At 38.7% G+C, this 15,676-nt stretch carries 11 protein-coding genes and 4 pseudogenes; 7 read left to right on the top strand and 8 right to left on the bottom strand.

Annotated elements, in window-relative coordinates; all coding sequences use genetic code 11:
* Positions 1 to 314: 314 nt before the first annotated feature.
* Together LGZ98_RS20760 and LGZ98_RS20765 are read right to left on the bottom strand one after the other, a co-directional pair.
* The gene (locus tag LGZ98_RS20760; protein ID WP_113043514.1) at positions 315 to 755 is read right to left on the bottom strand and encodes a hypothetical protein; all 441 of its coding nucleotides are present in this window, start codon (positions 753 to 755) and stop codon (positions 315 to 317) included.
* Between the two features lie 388 nt (positions 756 to 1,143).
* On the bottom strand, positions 1,144 to 2,367 hold the full coding sequence (locus tag LGZ98_RS20765; RefSeq protein ID WP_113043515.1) for an MFS transporter: 1,224 nt from the start codon (positions 2,365 to 2,367) through the stop codon (positions 1,144 to 1,146).
* Positions 2,368 to 2,784: 417 nt separating this feature from the next.
* Between LGZ98_RS20765 and LGZ98_RS20770 the strand changes: the two genes are divergently transcribed.
* The 3 genes from LGZ98_RS20770 (at position 2,785) to LGZ98_RS20780 (ending at position 7,193) form a co-directional block, all read left to right on the top strand.
* On the top strand, positions 2,785 to 3,723 hold the full coding sequence (locus tag LGZ98_RS20770) for a fucose-binding lectin II (protein WP_113043516.1): 939 nt from the start codon (positions 2,785 to 2,787) through the stop codon (positions 3,721 to 3,723).
* A gap of 424 nt (positions 3,724 to 4,147) precedes the next feature.
* The gene (locus LGZ98_RS20775; RefSeq protein ID WP_113043517.1) at positions 4,148 to 5,188 is read left to right on the top strand and encodes a fucose-binding lectin II; all 1,041 of its coding nucleotides are present in this window, start codon (positions 4,148 to 4,150) and stop codon (positions 5,186 to 5,188) included.
* 556 nt (positions 5,189 to 5,744) lie between these two features.
* Entirely contained in the window at positions 5,745 to 7,193 is a 1,449-nt protein-coding gene (locus LGZ98_RS20780) for a flavin-containing monooxygenase (RefSeq protein ID WP_113043518.1), read from the top strand.
* A 61-nt stretch (positions 7,194 to 7,254) separates the two neighbouring features.
* On the opposite strand, the gene LGZ98_RS20785 is transcribed toward LGZ98_RS20780, so the two are convergent.
* The 4 genes and pseudogenes from LGZ98_RS20785 to LGZ98_RS20800 all read right to left on the bottom strand — a co-directional run bounded on the left by LGZ98_RS20785 (position 7,255) and on the right by LGZ98_RS20800 (position 9,741).
* A complete protein-coding gene (locus tag LGZ98_RS20785; protein ID WP_113043519.1) occupies positions 7,255 to 7,785 on the bottom strand; it encodes a rhomboid family intramembrane serine protease in 531 nt (176 codons plus the stop codon).
* Positions 7,786 to 8,026: 241 nt separating this feature from the next.
* Positions 8,027 to 8,200 (bottom strand): annotated as a pseudogene (locus LGZ98_RS20790) (IS630 family transposase); the annotation flags it as partial.
* Positions 8,201 to 8,340: 140 nt separating this feature from the next.
* A pseudogene (locus tag LGZ98_RS20795) lies at positions 8,341 to 8,613 on the bottom strand (ISNCY family transposase); the annotation flags it as partial.
* A 129-nt stretch (positions 8,614 to 8,742) separates the two neighbouring features.
* Positions 8,743 to 9,741, bottom strand: coding sequence for an Rpn family recombination-promoting nuclease/putative transposase (locus LGZ98_RS20800; RefSeq protein WP_113044129.1), 999 nt, complete (start codon positions 9,739 to 9,741; stop codon positions 8,743 to 8,745).
* Between the two features lie 877 nt (positions 9,742 to 10,618).
* Between LGZ98_RS20800 and LGZ98_RS20805 the strand changes: the two genes are divergently transcribed.
* The 3 genes and pseudogenes from LGZ98_RS20805 to ppxB all read left to right on the top strand — a co-directional run bounded on the left by LGZ98_RS20805 (position 10,619) and on the right by ppxB (position 13,222).
* Complete coding sequence (locus LGZ98_RS20805) at positions 10,619 to 11,581, top strand: fucose-binding lectin II (protein WP_113044128.1); 963 nt, start codon at positions 10,619 to 10,621, stop codon at positions 11,579 to 11,581.
* 97 nt (positions 11,582 to 11,678) lie between these two features.
* A pseudogene (locus LGZ98_RS20810) lies at positions 11,679 to 12,105 on the top strand (fucose-binding lectin II); the annotation flags it as partial.
* Between the two features lie 94 nt (positions 12,106 to 12,199).
* Positions 12,200 to 13,222, top strand: a complete 1,023-nt coding sequence (gene ppxB, locus LGZ98_RS20815) for a photopexin PpxB (RefSeq protein ID WP_113044126.1) — start codon at positions 12,200 to 12,202, stop codon at positions 13,220 to 13,222.
* 71 nt (positions 13,223 to 13,293) lie between these two features.
* Here ppxB and LGZ98_RS20820 read toward each other — a convergent pair whose 3' ends face one another.
* Positions 13,294 to 13,437: a hypothetical protein gene (locus tag LGZ98_RS20820; RefSeq protein ID WP_191214969.1), complete on the bottom strand. Its 144-nt coding sequence runs from the start codon at positions 13,435 to 13,437 to the stop codon at positions 13,294 to 13,296.
* A gap of 309 nt (positions 13,438 to 13,746) precedes the next feature.
* Here LGZ98_RS20820 and LGZ98_RS20825 point away from each other — a divergent pair, with 309 nt between their 5' ends.
* Positions 13,747 to 14,442 (top strand): hypothetical protein, encoded by a 696-nt coding sequence (locus LGZ98_RS20825; protein WP_228902026.1) that lies wholly within the window; start codon positions 13,747 to 13,749, stop codon positions 14,440 to 14,442.
* Positions 14,443 to 14,811: 369 nt separating this feature from the next.
* On the opposite strand, the pseudogene LGZ98_RS20835 reads toward LGZ98_RS20825, so the two are convergent.
* A pseudogene (locus LGZ98_RS20835) lies at positions 14,812 to 15,663 on the bottom strand (patatin-like phospholipase family protein); the annotation flags it as partial.
* Between the last annotated feature and the right edge of the window lie 13 nt (positions 15,664 to 15,676).

The raw sequence follows: 15,676 nt of genomic DNA on the forward strand, positions 1-15,676 counted from the left end.
AATATCTCCATCAACCAGCGTATTAACCTATACACAGTACAACTCACTTCATTAAGCAGATTTGTTCTTTATTACAATAAACGGTAAACGAAATAATTTAATGAAATAGATATTAGAGAGATAAACGATTTCTACGCGTATCAGCATTTCAATAATTTAATTATTAGTTCAAATAAAAACTTGCCTAATAGTCAATCAACCGAACTATCGACAAGGTAATCAAAAATACTGAACAACACGCGGAGAAATGCTTTCATTTCAATAAATGTCTATTGGTACAGCACATTATCCGATATATTCAATATCTCATAATGCTATATCATTTCCAGATCAATATTATTATCATTAAAATTCAACGTCAGTATCTTATTTCCTCCACCTCGATTATTACCAGAGATCTCTAATGCATTATCGTAAGTGAATTCCCTATTTATAGAATACTTAACCGCATTTTCATTCGGTGGATTACAATAATCCTGAAATATCCAAATATTAAATTCAAATTCAGATTTAAATCCCCTTTCAGTATAGATATGAATGGCTTTATTAGGTTCATATTTATCACCTATCCAGGGAGCCCATAAATTGCCATGCCATTCAGACATTTTATCCACAGAGAATCTTTTCCTGACAATATATCCATGTTCAACGACAACTTTACAAGGCATTTTATTATAAATAGATTTAATATTTGTTACTCCTGCGATAATATTAATAGCTGGTTTATTCTGAGTGTTACTTAATTTTCGTTCCATTTTATTCACCTATATCAATTAGTAAGTTAAATAATAATTTTGATAGGATTTATACCCTATGGATTTCAAGATGCATCGCGACGGCAAAGGAGCGAATCCCCGGGAGCATAGATAACTATGTGATCGGGGTGAGTGCAGCCAACAAAGAGGCAACTTGAAAGATAACGGGTATATAATAACTTCATCCTTTCGCACACTATAATCCAGCATTGACCTAAATTATCCTTTCAACATTAATTTCCCCCTGTGACATTACACTTAAAATAACATTAAATTATTATTAATCACGCCTATCCTCTTATATCAATGATTAGCCTTAAATTAAAATATAGCGCAAAATATATATTTTATCATTAAGGCTAGCTCACATATCTATCGTTATTTTCCCTTAATTGCTATGGTAAACATTATCCACTAAATTTTTCGTCCCTCTTTTCATCATCCGGGCTAATTTTATTACGTATATAGGTAATACCAGAGCGCTAACCATAGTCAGTATGAAAATAGGCCGCACGTTCTCAGCAATAATCTCCTTACCATCTAAGAAAATGGAGGAGAAGAAGAACACCACGCCGGCTCCTAAATTGGAAAATGCCATCTGGAGAGCACCAAAACCCGCACGATTTTCAGGGGTCGAGGCATAGGAAGCGAGCACATTTGCAGCCATCACCTGTACATAAGTCGCGAACATAAAAAGTGAGAAGAAAACGTATCCATTTATTTTTCCCGTTAATCCCAGAAAAATATTAACAATAAATAACGTCGCCGCGGCAATGGTAATTCTCTGAGGAGGGTATCTATCGCAAAGTTTCCCGGTTAAATAAGTACCCAACCAAGACGCGATACCACCGCAAAAGAATACCAGTGAGACCTGATTTTCCGGGATATAAAATACATTGGTTAATAGCGGAGCAAGTATCGGAATAAGCATGAAGGGACTAAAGTTACTGACGCCGCTTGCCATTCCAGCTAATGTTATTTTTTTGGTCAGCACAATTTTGTTCTGATTATTTTTTACTTTCTCTGTTCCTGGGATAAAGAAGAGGATCAGAGGCAAACTTACTATGCATAAAATAACGATAAATAGAAAAGAGACTTTCCAGTTAAAACTCTCGGCCAAATATAAACACAACGGTATACCTAAAATACTCACAAATGAAAAAGATGAAAACGCAATTCCCAATACCCTTCCCCGCATACTTTCCGGGGAGTTATTCAGTAAGATGCCAATTCCTACTCCCAATGTCACCCCACCAAACAGACCGGCAATGATACGTAACAGAATAAGTTGGTATGGTTCTGAGGAGAAAATCGTCAGGAACGTAATCAGGCCGAGAAACAGGGTGTTTAAAATGAGAACCTTTCTTTTATTAAAACGATCAATAAAGAAAAAGGATGTCAGGCCAGAAAATACCGAGGAGAAAACATAAGCACCGGCAATAACCCCCGCCATCGTAACCGGCATGTGAAAATCTTTCGACATATAAACAAAAAGCGGCGTTACCATCATGTACTCTAACGCATTAATAAACTGAACTAATGCGACAACCACTGCAATAATAACTATATTATTAGTTCCAACTACCTGATTATTTCCAATTAACTTCGACATTATGAGTCCCAATTTCTGTTGGCTTAAATTTCATCGACACAGTAAGCAATTTACATCACACGCAGAGCAAAAAAAAGCACTATGTATCATCACAGTAAGTGCCTGACGTAATCAGACTTGGGATAGCGGGTAATGGTAAAGCAGAATAATCAAGCAACAACAATTTCAACAACCTATTCATTGTCAGAAGTAAGTAACAAAGGCACTGTCTTTACCGAATAATCATTAGGGTTGATACTCAATCGGCAAGCGTTTATCGCTACTGCTATCCCGACTAAGAATCACAAAAAGTAAAGCCCCCTATTTATCACAATGGCTCAACTTAAAGAATTATGGGGCGGTAATAGGGTGAGCTCAGAATAATTTCAAGGGATATATCAACGATCATAAACACATAACAAACTTTCTGGAGAAATTATGGCGAATATACTTAAATATGGTGATACCGTAAAAATATTAAATAGTTTCAGAAACTGGGATGGTGGATATCTTAGTGTATATGGAACGAGTGGTATTTCAGATGGAAAATATACCGTGATAACCACCACTCAAGCCGGAACATTCTGGCGAATTGAATCAGCAACGGGCAAACCCATCGGCAGTGAAGTTATTAACAATGATACTATTTTACTCTACAATCTTTATCAATGTGACGGCGGCTACTTAGGCCATTATGCAGCATCAAATCAACAGGTTCCAGAAGGCGAAATATACCCGATACATACCTCAAATAAAAACATCCGTCCAGAAACATTAGAGTGGATTATTTATTCTGACATGCCATCTATTGATGGGAAAATCAAAGAAGATGAAAGTATTACGCTATATAACCGTTGGGGAACCAGAGGCTTTCTCGATACTAATGGTTGGGTTGGAGTCCCTGAAACAGTATGTCATGTATATACTTCTGCTAATAACCTCCGCAAACCTTATACCGGCCTGTGGAAAATGACACAAGTTAAAGATCCTTGTCTCCCGGTTACCAAACCCTCCAATTGCGCCGGAGAATGCGGCACTAGTGACGGCGGTAAATATTGCTTCCAATTACCTCAAAGTATTCGATTTGGTCTGATAGCTTATGCTAATACAACTACCCATCAACAAACAGTAAAAGTCTATATTGACGATCTTCTGGTAGATACATTCACCGGCAAAGGAACCGATACCAAAGCTTATACATCAGGTACAGGAAAAGTTTGTATCGAGATTATCGGGGATGGCAAACCCTGTAAACTCCGTTATGCCTATAATACCCTTGATGGAAAACCGGGAACAGTCACTATTGGTGCTGAAAATGACGCCAATAATAATTACAATGACAGTGTGGTGGTATTGAATTGGCCACTGGTAAATTAGTTTAAAACACCCGGTTAATTTCACCACAAAAAATTATTAATAAATTAAAGCGGTGTTATATGCCGCTTTTTCATATAAAAACATTATCAATCTAATATATTTTTAATATGTTATTATTAAAACGCAAAATAAAATTAAATAGAAATATAAAATAGTGATTTACACCTGAATTGCACAATATAATCCTTACCCCATAGTATATATTTATATTTTTTAAAAAAAACAACATCATTAAATAAATAAATAATTTATTAATATATAACATTGCCATAATCTATCTTTTATATTAATTTTCAAAGCGTAAACTTTTCTGTTTCGACAAATAGTCTTAATATCATTGTTAATATATTTTATCTATGAACAGTAAATTTAACAAATATGCAAAATCAATGACAAATTTAAAAACCATGAAGGATATATATTAATGAATACATCCAGTTATCTTTTTCTTAACTCGGAAAATATTAAATACAATGAAATATCTGGTCAGAATGGAGTATACGCAGGCTATCCCCAACCTGTCAGTAAAGATTGGCCTAATCTTCCTGTCGAATTCCAAAGACATATTGACGATGTGATTAATTTAAATGGTTATTTATATTTCTTTAAAGGATCGCAATATCTTAAATTCGACATCGCAAAAGCTCAGGTAGCTGAGGGACCTAAACCCATTGTAGAAGGATGGCCGGGATTAATAGGAACCGAATTTGAAAATGGAATAGATGCAGCTACGGAATGGATCGATATAAAAAAACCTAACATCACCGATGTCATTTGTTTCTTTAAAGGCAGCGAGTGTATCGATTATACTGTAAGTTCACATACGATTAATAAAAAAACTATTTCAGAAAAATTGGGAGCAACTGGGAAATATTCAGAATTCAGTACAAATCTGGATTCCGCAATTTTATGGAGGACTCGTGGATACCATTATATCTTCATTTTCAAAGGTAACTCTAATATCCGATTTAATCTGAAATTAAATGCTATCGATGGGGGACCAACGACCCCTAATAAAATTAATTGGCTAGGAGTTACCTTCAACAGAATTCAATCTGCGGTATCAGTTGATACAGATTTGTTAGGTAATCAAAACTGTGGCGGAACATGTGGTAATAATGACACCGGTAACTACTGTTTCCAATTACCGCAGAGCACCAGATTTAGGCTAACAGCCTACACGAATACTGATGTTCATCAGCAAATGATAAAAATCTATATTGACGACATTCTGGTAGATACATTAACCGGCAAAGGAATTGATAACTTAACCGCCACAAAATCTTACTCATCAGGTACAGGTAAAATCTGTATTGGGATTACAGGGGACGGAAAACCCTGCAAACTCCATTATGCCTATAATACTCTTGATGGAAAACCCGGTTCAGTCATTATCGGCGCTGAAAACGGCACCAAGAATAATTACAATGATTGCGTTGTGATATTGAATTGGCCGCTAGTGTGAATGACACATGCTTTAGAAATTGCACCACAAACAAAAGTAAAATATCGCATCCCTGAGAGATAAGGCTGTTCGGTTAAAACACTTGAACAATTTCACATGTTTAAAATAATTCAGAGAATATCTTCTTCTCTGGATTATTTTATCGAATTAACCGAAAAATACCCCTATAAATGGCTAGGATCTAAACTTTGGGAAGATATTCAATCACTGATCTCTCCGCTAAGTTCTATCAGATTCACTTCGAAATCCTTTCATCATGCAATATCGATCCAAACGCAGGCAGAAATGCTTGAGCAAATTTCTGGTTGTATTTTTTTCATCTATAACCTGACTTAAACATGGTTCCCAATATTCATATTGAAGGGTTGAAAATATTCTCAGGCTAATTATTTATTTGTGGCGTCAGAGAATATTGACACGTTAAAGGCTTGTAATAAGCCATGTAAGACTAAAGCAATCTCATATTACTATGCTACTGTCAGTGCCGATAAGAATCACGTTGCTTTAACTAGGCAAGTTTCAACTGTTTAAAAAATACATTGCAGGAGAAATAACAATGGATAACTATTATGATGTTTTGATTATTGGCGCGGGTATTGCCGGCATTGGTGTAGCATGTCATTTGACAAGGAAATGTCCTGATCAGAAGTTTATTATCTTAGAACGTCGCCAGAGGATAGGCGGTACTTGGGATTTATTTCGCTATCCCGGCATTCGCTCAGATTCAGATATGATGAGCTATGGCTATGAATTCCGCCCCTGGACAGACACCAGTATTTTTGCCGATGGGCCCTCAATTAGAAGTTATATCAATGCAACGGCAAAAGAGTATGAAGTTGATAAGAAAATAGAGTTTGGGCTAAAAATCACTCAGACTGACTGGTCAAATACGACTCGCCAGTGGACCGTTACCGCGATTGACGAAATCAGTGGGGAAACTCGGCAATTTACCTGTCGCTTTCTCGTCGCTGCAACAGGTTATTACAACTATGATGAGCCTTATTTACCTAAATTCCCCGGCATTGAAGATTTCAAAGGCCCGGTAATTCACCCTCAACTCTGGCCTGAAGAGTTGGATTATAAAGGAAAACGGGTTGTTGTCATTGGTAGTGGTGCAACAGCAGTTACTTTACTACCTGCAATGGCACATGATACTAAACATATCACTATGCTACAGCGCTCTCCCAGTTATATCTTTTCAATGCCTGGAAGGGATAAGATAGCAGAGCTTTGCAAAGGCATTATTCCACAGCGCTGGATTTACACATTGAGCAGAAAGCGCAATCTTTTTCTATTTCGCTTAATTTATAAAATAAGTCGACATTTACCTACATTATTGAAAGCGTTTTTACTGGCATTGGCTCGCAAGCGCGTCGGCCCAGATTTTGACATGAAGCACTTGACGCCAAAATACATGCCATGGGATGAACGGCTCTGTCTTATTCCCAGCAATAACCTATTCAAGGTACTAAAAGAAGGTAAAGCCTCTATTGCTACTGACCATATTGTACGTATAACTGAAAACAGTATCTTATTAAAATCGGGCAAAGAATTACCCGCAGATATTATTGTTACAGCAACTGGGCTGAAATTACATTTTCTTGGTGGAATTGAACTCTCTATTGATGGGCAAAAGCAACAAAGTCATGATCGCATGCTTTATAAGGGAACGTTGATACAAAATATCCCTAATTGTGCCTGTGTATTTGGTTATATCAATAACGCTTGGACATTGAAAGTTGATCTATCTGCGGATTATATCTGCCGTTTATTGAACGAGATGGAGCGTCGCGATGCTACCGTTGTGACACCACATGCTCAGCCAGGTGAGATGCAGGAGGACGAACATATTTTTGGTGCTTTGCGATCTGGTTACGTAAAACGTGCAAACGACTCGCTTCCTCGTCAGGGATATAGTTCAAACTGGCAGATTCCACATGATTACAAAAAAGATAAACAAGTTTTGGGTCAGCCTATAGATGATGTCGCGTTGCAATGGAAATAACCGCCCGAAATTAATAATTATCTGAAATGGGGATAATCTACTTATCCCCAATACCATAAAACTAATGGCTCGTTATTACCCATCGCTTCGATAGCCAAGAGAAAACCAGCCCAGATATCACGCCAAAAATATGACCTTCCGTTGAAATATTCGCTTGCCACGGTAACAAGCCAAACACAATCCCACCGTAATATACAAACACGAGAATCGCAAAGAAGAAATCTTTTACTCTTCTCAGGAAAAAGGCGTTAGCCAGCAGCAATCCCCATAAGCCAAAAATCCATCCGCTGGCACCAATATGAATAGCCGTGCGCCCAAATAACCAAACTAATGTTCCGCCCATAAAGATAATAAACAGGCTGGCTAGCACATAATAACGAATGGAGTGTGTCATAAGTAATGCACTCAAGACTAATAATGCGGGAAGATTGCTGAACAAGTGCCCCCAGTTACCATGCAGGAATGGAGATAGTGGAATACCAATTAACCCTTGAGCATATCGGGGAATGATGCCGAAATGACTTAATGCGCCACCGGTTAAAGTATCAAATAATTGGATTATGATCAGTATTGCTGCTAATCCTATTAGCATATGAAAGCGTTATTTTAGCCCTGTTTTCACCGTGTTGTTGCCTTATGATTTATTGAAAATCAAAATGAACTTTGTCTCAATAAAGGTGTTATGGTCAAAGTTGACACTACGACCACCACTATATCCCGAAAGTTTGGAATTTAACAGTTTTGATGTAAAAGCTAAATTCTATTTTGACACAACCAATTCGGTTTGGTGATAAAAAACAATCATAAATAACTTATATGGACCCCCACTCTTTTTATTCTCTGCTATTCATGTAGGGGGATGAATTTAAAAACGTTTTCACTTTCTCAAGCAACTGCCACATATACTGACAGCCATGATTTCGTGTCACCGTTTCATGCAAGGATTGCTACAGACGCTCAATTTTATTCAGCCGGGGAGAATAAACAGGTAAAAACAATAGGTTAAAGATACCCATTTATGTCAGTAATAATAGAAGGTGCTGATGGATAATTTTATGTTTAATAAGGTGTCATTTCGCTCCCTATAAATAAGAACAAAAATGCCGATCTTGAATATCGGCATTTTACTGTGAAAGAGAAGATGAATTTAATGCTTTAACGCTTCAATTTTATCCCGGCTCAGTCCAGTACTGGTGACAATAATGTCCAAACTCACGCCATGCCGTAATAAGGCACGAGCCGTTTCCAGTTTACCTTCTTCTCGGCCTTCTTCTCGGCCTTCTTCTCGACCTTCTTCTCGACCTTCTTCTCGGCCTTGCTCAATGCCTTGCTTGATACCTTGCTTGATACCTTGCTCGCGCCCTTTTTGTTCAAGCTGTTCTGCAATAGTCATCAACATCGTTTCATGCTCCGGAGATTGTTACTTCAGTCTGACCGGTTTCAGCTTCGCCGGGAAAACGTAAAAGTCCCTTGTATAGCCATCATCCTGAATAAGAACAAAAATGCCGATCTTGAATATCGGCATTTTACTGTGAAAGAGAAGATTAATTTAATGCTTTAACATTTCAATTTTATCCCGGCTCAGTCCGGTACTGGTGACAATAATGTCCAAACTCACGCCATGCCGTAATAAGGCACGAGCCGTTTCCAGTTTACCTTCTTCTCGGCCTTCTTCTCGGCCTTCTTCTCGACCTTCTTCTCGACCTTCTTCTCGACCTTCTTCTCGACCTTCTTCTCGACCTTGCTCAATGCCTTGCTTGATACCTTGCTTGATACCTTGCTCGCGCCCTTTTTGTTCAAGCTGTTCTGCAATAGTCATCAACATCGTTTCATGCTCCGGAGATTGTTCAATCAGTTGATGGACAAATTGTGAGAGATCCAGCGTATGTCCATTCAGTAAAATATAGCGTAACACCACATTGCGCTGCTCAGTTGTATTATACCCTGCATTCAAGAGCTCCACCAATTGGAGGAGCCATTCCTGCATATCCCGGCAGCGGATGTGTTTTTGCACCAGTTCCATCAGGGCAACCCCTTTATGCGTCAGGATCTCTTCATCGCTGAGCACGCTGACGTCCACCAACGGAAACGCCTGACGGTATAAGCGAGCAGCCTGTTCGGGGAGCGTAAAACAATCCAGCCACCGGTTTGAGTAAGGATACGGCCGAACCTCACCATGATAAAACAGCAGAGGCGCCACCAAAGGGAGTTCAGTATGGCCTCTTTTCAGGTGAGCCGCCATGGCTAACATGGCATAATACATCAACCGCCAGGCCATTAACGGGTCAGGGGTGGATTGATGTTCAATCAGACAATAAATATAGCCCTGTCCCCGGGCAGTTTCAACCGAGTACAGCACATCACTGTGCAGTTGACGTAAATGCTCATCCACAAAACTGCCGGGCTCCAGTTTCAATGTGGCTAAATCACACAACAACTGGATTTCTTCGGGCAGATAAAGGGATAAAAACTCCCTGGCCGTTTCGGGCTGCGTTAAAAAATGCTTAAATAACGCGTCATGGTGAGGCCGTTTTTCTTTCTTTGCCACAATCTGTTTCTCTGTCTTATCAGTTAGTCATTACCACTCATTGTCAAGGTATATACCCGTCATCTTTCAAGCTGCCTCTTTGTTGGCTGCACTCACTCACCCCGGTCACATAGTTATCTATATTCCCGGGGATTCGCTCCCTTGCCGCCGCGATGTATCTTGAAATCCATAAGGTATAGTATTTCTACCAAGTCACAAAAAACATTGTCTCAGATTTCCTCAGGCAAATCTTTACCGAATGCATTAATAGAAGAACCTAAAGAATCAAATATCAGAAAAGTAAAAATGAGAAAACATTATATTTACAACAACTACTTTATGAAAGCCATTCATTTCAATGAGTTTTTAACTTGCATTCGCACAATAATAATCCCTTTATCAAAATATCGATTATTTATATTTTCGTTAATCTTTTATATTCAGATCGAAAAAATTGGACTGAGTTCCATCCAGATGATCTATTAGGTATAAATGTTATTTATATCAAAGTATCAATTTATTAGAATTGTATCCTTCGTGTCAATAAAAATTAAGTTTTTATTTTTCTATCGTTATTAAATCAAGCGGTATAATGAGATTTCCCCACAGTTCAAGATAGAAATATAGTAAATTAAATGAAAGTAATTTTAGTGATATATTCATTGTCAGAAGCAAGAAACAAATCCTCTGCCTTTCTTCAACAACCATTAATATTCATAATTAATCCAAATCAAGCGTTAATCATTTTTTTAGGATTACAAAAAAGTTGAGCATTTCGCTGATTTTAATAACCTATTCTGAAATAACCCATAAAATTATGAAACAGAATAATTAAGCCAGGGTAATTTCAGTGTCATACTCATTGTTAAAAATAAACCACAAACATTAAGGATAAATTATGGCGGATATACTTAAATATGGCGATACAGTAAGAATATTAAATGGTTACAATAACTGGCAAGGAGGATATCTCAGTACACATGGAAGTAATGACATCCCGGGCGCAAAACATAACGTATTAACTGTAGCGCCCTCCTTTTCTGATCTAGGGGTAATATGGCGAATACAATCAGGAACAGGAAAAGCTATCGGCAGTGAAATAATTAATGATGATATTATTTTGCTTCATAATCTGGCTTTCTGCGATGGTGGTTATTTGGGATATTATGATGGCCCAAATCAACCGGTACCAAGTGGAGAAATACACCCGATAGTCACATCTGATATAAATACATATTCTCCAAAAACATTAGAGTGGATTATTTATTGCGAGACACCTTATTCTATAAAGGGAAATATCATAGAAGGAGCAATTATCAGCCTACATAATCGATGGGGAAATAAAGGTTTCCTTAATAGTTATGGTAATGCCAACAAACCAAACACGTTATATGGTGTATCTCTTTCTGGTAATAGCGCTCGTAAAGTACATAAGGTAGACCAGTGGAAAATGGAAAAAATCAATGACCCTTGTCCGCCTACCAAACCCTCAAATTGTGGTGGAGAATGTGGTACTAGCGACACCGGTAAACACTGTTTCCAATTACCTCAAAGTATTCGATTTGGCCTGACAGCTTACAATAATACGAACATTCAGCAAACGGTAAAAGTCTATATTGACGACCTTCTGGTAGACACATTAACCGGCAAAGGAACAAATAATCCGATGGCGACCAAAACCTATACATCAGGTACAGGAAAAGTTTGTATTGAAATTGAAGGAGATGGCAAACCTAGCAAACTGCGTTATTTTGATAATACCCTTGATGGGAAACCGGGAACAGTAATTATCGGTGCCGAAAATGCCACCAATAATAATTACAATGATTGCGTAATAATGTTAAATTGGCCTCTGGTGTAAGTTAAAAATATTTTGGTAAATTTCACCATAAGCTAAAATAATATTTAGCAATCAATTAAAGCGGTATTATGCCGCTTTTTTATTATAACTGGAATAAAGATGGAGAATTACCGAGGAATACGCGAAATTTAGTGCAAATTTAGATGCAGCTATTTTATGGCGGAACATGTAGGATTAATAACACCGGTAAACACTGCTTTCAACTACCTCAAAGTATTCGATTTGGCCTGACTGCCTACGTAAATAGTGATGCTCATCAACAAACAATCAATGTCTATATCGACGACCGATTAGTCGATACCTTAACCGATAAGGGAATAAGTCACATAACGGATGTTAGGACCTACACATCAGGTACAGGCAAAGTCTGCATCGAGATGATAGGAGAGGGTAAACTCAGCAAACTCCGTTATTCCTATAATACACTCGAAGCAAAACCGGGAACAGCCATTCTCGGCGCTAACAATGGTTCCAATGACAATTATGATGATAGTGTGGTAGTGTTGAATTGGCCATTATCATGAGACAAAAATATATCACTGTGATATCTGAAAATAGAAAATCGAGTAAACACATCAGAATGACATTCAGATTAACCATTTATTAAGGATATAAAAAATGAATTCAAAGACCTATTTCTTTCTTAACTCAGAAAACATTGGATATAACGACTCAGAAGATAAAGCAGACACGGGTTATCCCCAAACTATCAGCAACGATTGGCCTGCTCTCCCTATCGAGTTTCAAAAAGATATTGATGATGTGATTAACTTAAACGGCTCATTATATTTTTTTAAAGGCTCGCAATACCTTAAATTCGATATAGCCAAAGCCCTGGTGATTGATGGGCCAAAACCCATTATTGAGGGATGGCCGGGATTGAAAGGTACCGGATTTGAAAATGGTATCGACGCAGCCACAGAATGGGTGGATACAAAACAAGATGTTGTCTGTTTCTTCAAAGGCAGAAATTGCATCGATTACACCGTCAGTTCACACATGATTAATAAGAAAACCATTTCAGACCAGTGGGGCACTATCGGGAAATATGCAGGATTTAGTGAAGATCTCGATGCTGTTATTTTATGGAAGAATACCGCCGGCTCTACTATTTACTTTTTCAAAGATAGTTATTACATCCAATACAATACAAAATCTCATGTTATCGATGGTGAACCCTCCTTTATTCAAGCTTACTGGAACGGAGTCACTTTCAAAAAAGTTCAAGCCGCCGTATCGGTTGATATCGATTCGTTAGGTAGCGAGTATAGAAACTGTGGTGGAGTATGTGGCAGCACTAACACCGGTAAACACTGTTTCCAGTTACCTCATAATATAAAGCTTAGCCTATCAGCCTATGGCAATACTACCCATCAGCAAACGATAAAAGTGTATATTGACGATCAGTTAGTCGATACATTAATCAGCCAAGGCGCCAATAGTGTGTTGGGCTTTAAAAATTACTCATCAAGCACCGGCAAAGTCTGCATTGAAATGATAGGCGACGGTAAACCCTGCAAACTCCGTTACGCCTATAACACCCTTGACGAAAAACCGGGAACAGCCATTATCGGTGCCAGCAATGGAGGCAATAATAATTACGATGACAGCATAGTCGTGTTAATTTGGTCACAGTCCTGAATCAAAAAGCAAAAATACAATACGCTGGCAACATCAGTAGAGATGACATTTATCAATAAATTAAAGCGGTATTATGCCGCTTTTTTCTGTATACCACGCAAATATATCCGTAAAATGATACCGTTTTTGCTGATATGAATATGGTTAAAAACAGAAAAAACATGGTTTACCTCTTCAAGTAACATGATAACAGGCCAAAGTCGGCTATCCGCCAAATAGTCCCCTATCCGATAAAAATTAATTTTTTGATCTTTTCTTTTCCTATCTCCCATTGCTATGAATATTCAGCAGTGCAGGAATTCGACCCTATTTTAGGTCCACAAGGGATCAGATAAAAAGCGAGATAACCTGTTCATGACAATAACTTAACCCTGAAATAACGCCAGAAGTTATGCACTAATAGCATAATCGGAGGGAAAGTCATTTCAGGGTAAGCATCAGTTGTTTGAAAGGCATATACCCTATGGATTTCAAGATGCATCGCGACGGCAAGGGAGTGAATCCCCGGGAGCATAGATAACTATGTGACCGGGGTGAGCGAGTGCAGCCAACAAAGAGGCAACTTGAAAGATGACGGGTATAACATATTTTCCGAGGAAATGATGGATAATGTACTTAAATATGGCGATACCGTGACAATATTAAACAGCTACAAGAACTGGAGCGGTGGGTATCTCAGTGTATTTGGCAACGGTAATAAACCCGGAACAAAATATGGCGTGGTAACGGTAGATGCTTCTTTAGCTATTTATGGCGGCGCCTGGAGAATTGAATCAGCAACAGGAAAATCTGTCGGCAGTGAAATAATCAATAATGATATTATTTTACTTCACAACCTGTATTACTGTGATGGCGGTTATTTACGATATTATGATGTGGTGGATCAAAATGAACAATTAACCGAAATACATCAAGTCTATACCTCAGATATCCGCAAAAGAGCGACATTAGAATGGGCTATTTATTGTGAAACCACACCACCAAATGAAAATATTAGAGAAGGAGATAGTATCTCCCTCTATAATCGATGGGGAAATAAAGGTTTTCTTGATACCCATAATCATGCCGGCGATACAGGCTCGTTATATCAAGTCTTCATGTCCAATAATGCTGCCCGTAAAAGCCATACCGGTTTGTGGAAAATGGCAAAGGTGAATGATCCTTGCCCTCCCCCTGATGTGTTGACCAATATCATGCCATTGTGGCGTAAGATGCGGTAATAACAACTCACGTTATCGCTCAAGACAGTTGCTCGCCCAGTACGGCATAAGTATCTATATAATTTTCGTCAAAAATGGTATCGATATTCAGTAATTCAGTAATGCCTTCAACTTTTCTATCGCCGGGCTTAATGCCCGGCTGAGGGATGAAAAATACGATTCTATCGCGCTGCAACAGGCGATTATTAATCTGAATACCGCGTTCGATAACTTCTTTAATCCGAAGCTACGGGCGAAGTGTCCAACGTTGTTACCCCATCGAGGCCAGCGTAAGACTTGTCATGCACGAGCTGCTGCCTTTGAAGTGGGAAGCCTCTCCCGATAGGATGAGGAGCAGTCACCAAGATTAAACTTATTACCAACAAATAAGTGACCCACTGTCGCCAAGAAATAGCGACCACAACGACGCCCAAGGTGATAATCCCGACTAAGTGCTGGCAAACGGCTGCCTAATGCACTGGCAGTTAATGGTGCAGGCGGATAAATTTCAAAAATCTGCACATCATTAGGCGGATTTTCAATAAATTTCTGAGTGCGGTGGTAGCTTTTCGCATGTTGTTGTAGCATCCGTACCATCTTTTGCAGACCGCTATCTCCCAACCAACGTTCCATTCGTTGCATCCAATCAGGCGTGTAATAGAGCTGTGAAGGGACCGTCCGGATCACCACGATGGTATCTGCACCACGCCGATACGCCTCTTCTACTGGAATAGCATCACTGATACCACCATCATAATAAACAACATCATTGATAGTCACACCATTGCGATAAAACCCAGGAATGGCGCTTGATGCCTTAATCACTTCCAGCCAGTTATTCTCATCCGGCTGGAAATAGGTAGGTTCAAAATTATCTGAACGACATGCGCACATATAAAACTCACATCCAGCCTCAAATTTGCGTAAAGCTGTCGGGATATCCAATGGCAATTCCTGCGAAGCGGTCTGCACAAACCAATCTAAATCAACTAAATGACCACCACGTACAAAACGCAAAGGGTTAAAGAAGGCTGGATTAGTTGTATAGCGACTGATAGCTCGCCGGGCATATCCACGCTGTCCACAAATATAAGCTGAAAGGTTCTGAGCACCTGCCGAAGTGCCAAGCAGTAGATCAAATGGGTTGAATTCAACACGCATAAATTCATCCAACACACCCGCAGTAAAAATGCCGCGTTGGCCTCCACCTTCACAAACAAGTGCCACCTTTCCAGATTTAATAGACGACTTATAT

The organism is Photorhabdus kayaii (assembly GCF_025384895.1).
Classification (GTDB): domain Bacteria; phylum Pseudomonadota; class Gammaproteobacteria; order Enterobacterales; family Enterobacteriaceae; genus Photorhabdus; species Photorhabdus kayaii.

Bases quoted from the DNA above. Each gene is read 5' to 3' on its own strand.
- LGZ98_RS20760 (WP_113043514.1), bottom strand. From the start codon at position 755: ATGGAACGAAAATTAAGTAACACTCAGAATAAACCAGCTATTAATATT.
- LGZ98_RS20765 (WP_113043515.1), bottom strand. From the start codon at position 2,367: ATGTCGAAGTTAATTGGAAATAATCAGGTAGTTGGAACTAATAATATA.
- LGZ98_RS20770 (WP_113043516.1), top strand. From the start codon at position 2,785: ATGGCGAATATACTTAAATATGGTGATACCGTAAAAATATTAAATAGT.
- LGZ98_RS20775 (WP_113043517.1), top strand. From the start codon at position 4,148: ATGAATACATCCAGTTATCTTTTTCTTAACTCGGAAAATATTAAATAC.
- LGZ98_RS20780 (WP_113043518.1), top strand. From the start codon at position 5,745: ATGGATAACTATTATGATGTTTTGATTATTGGCGCGGGTATTGCCGGC.
- LGZ98_RS20785 (WP_113043519.1), bottom strand. From the start codon at position 7,785: ATGCTAATAGGATTAGCAGCAATACTGATCATAATCCAATTATTTGAT.
- LGZ98_RS20805 (WP_113044128.1), top strand. From the start codon at position 10,619: ATGGCGGATATACTTAAATATGGCGATACAGTAAGAATATTAAATGGT.
- ppxB (WP_113044126.1), top strand. From the start codon at position 12,200: ATGAATTCAAAGACCTATTTCTTTCTTAACTCAGAAAACATTGGATAT.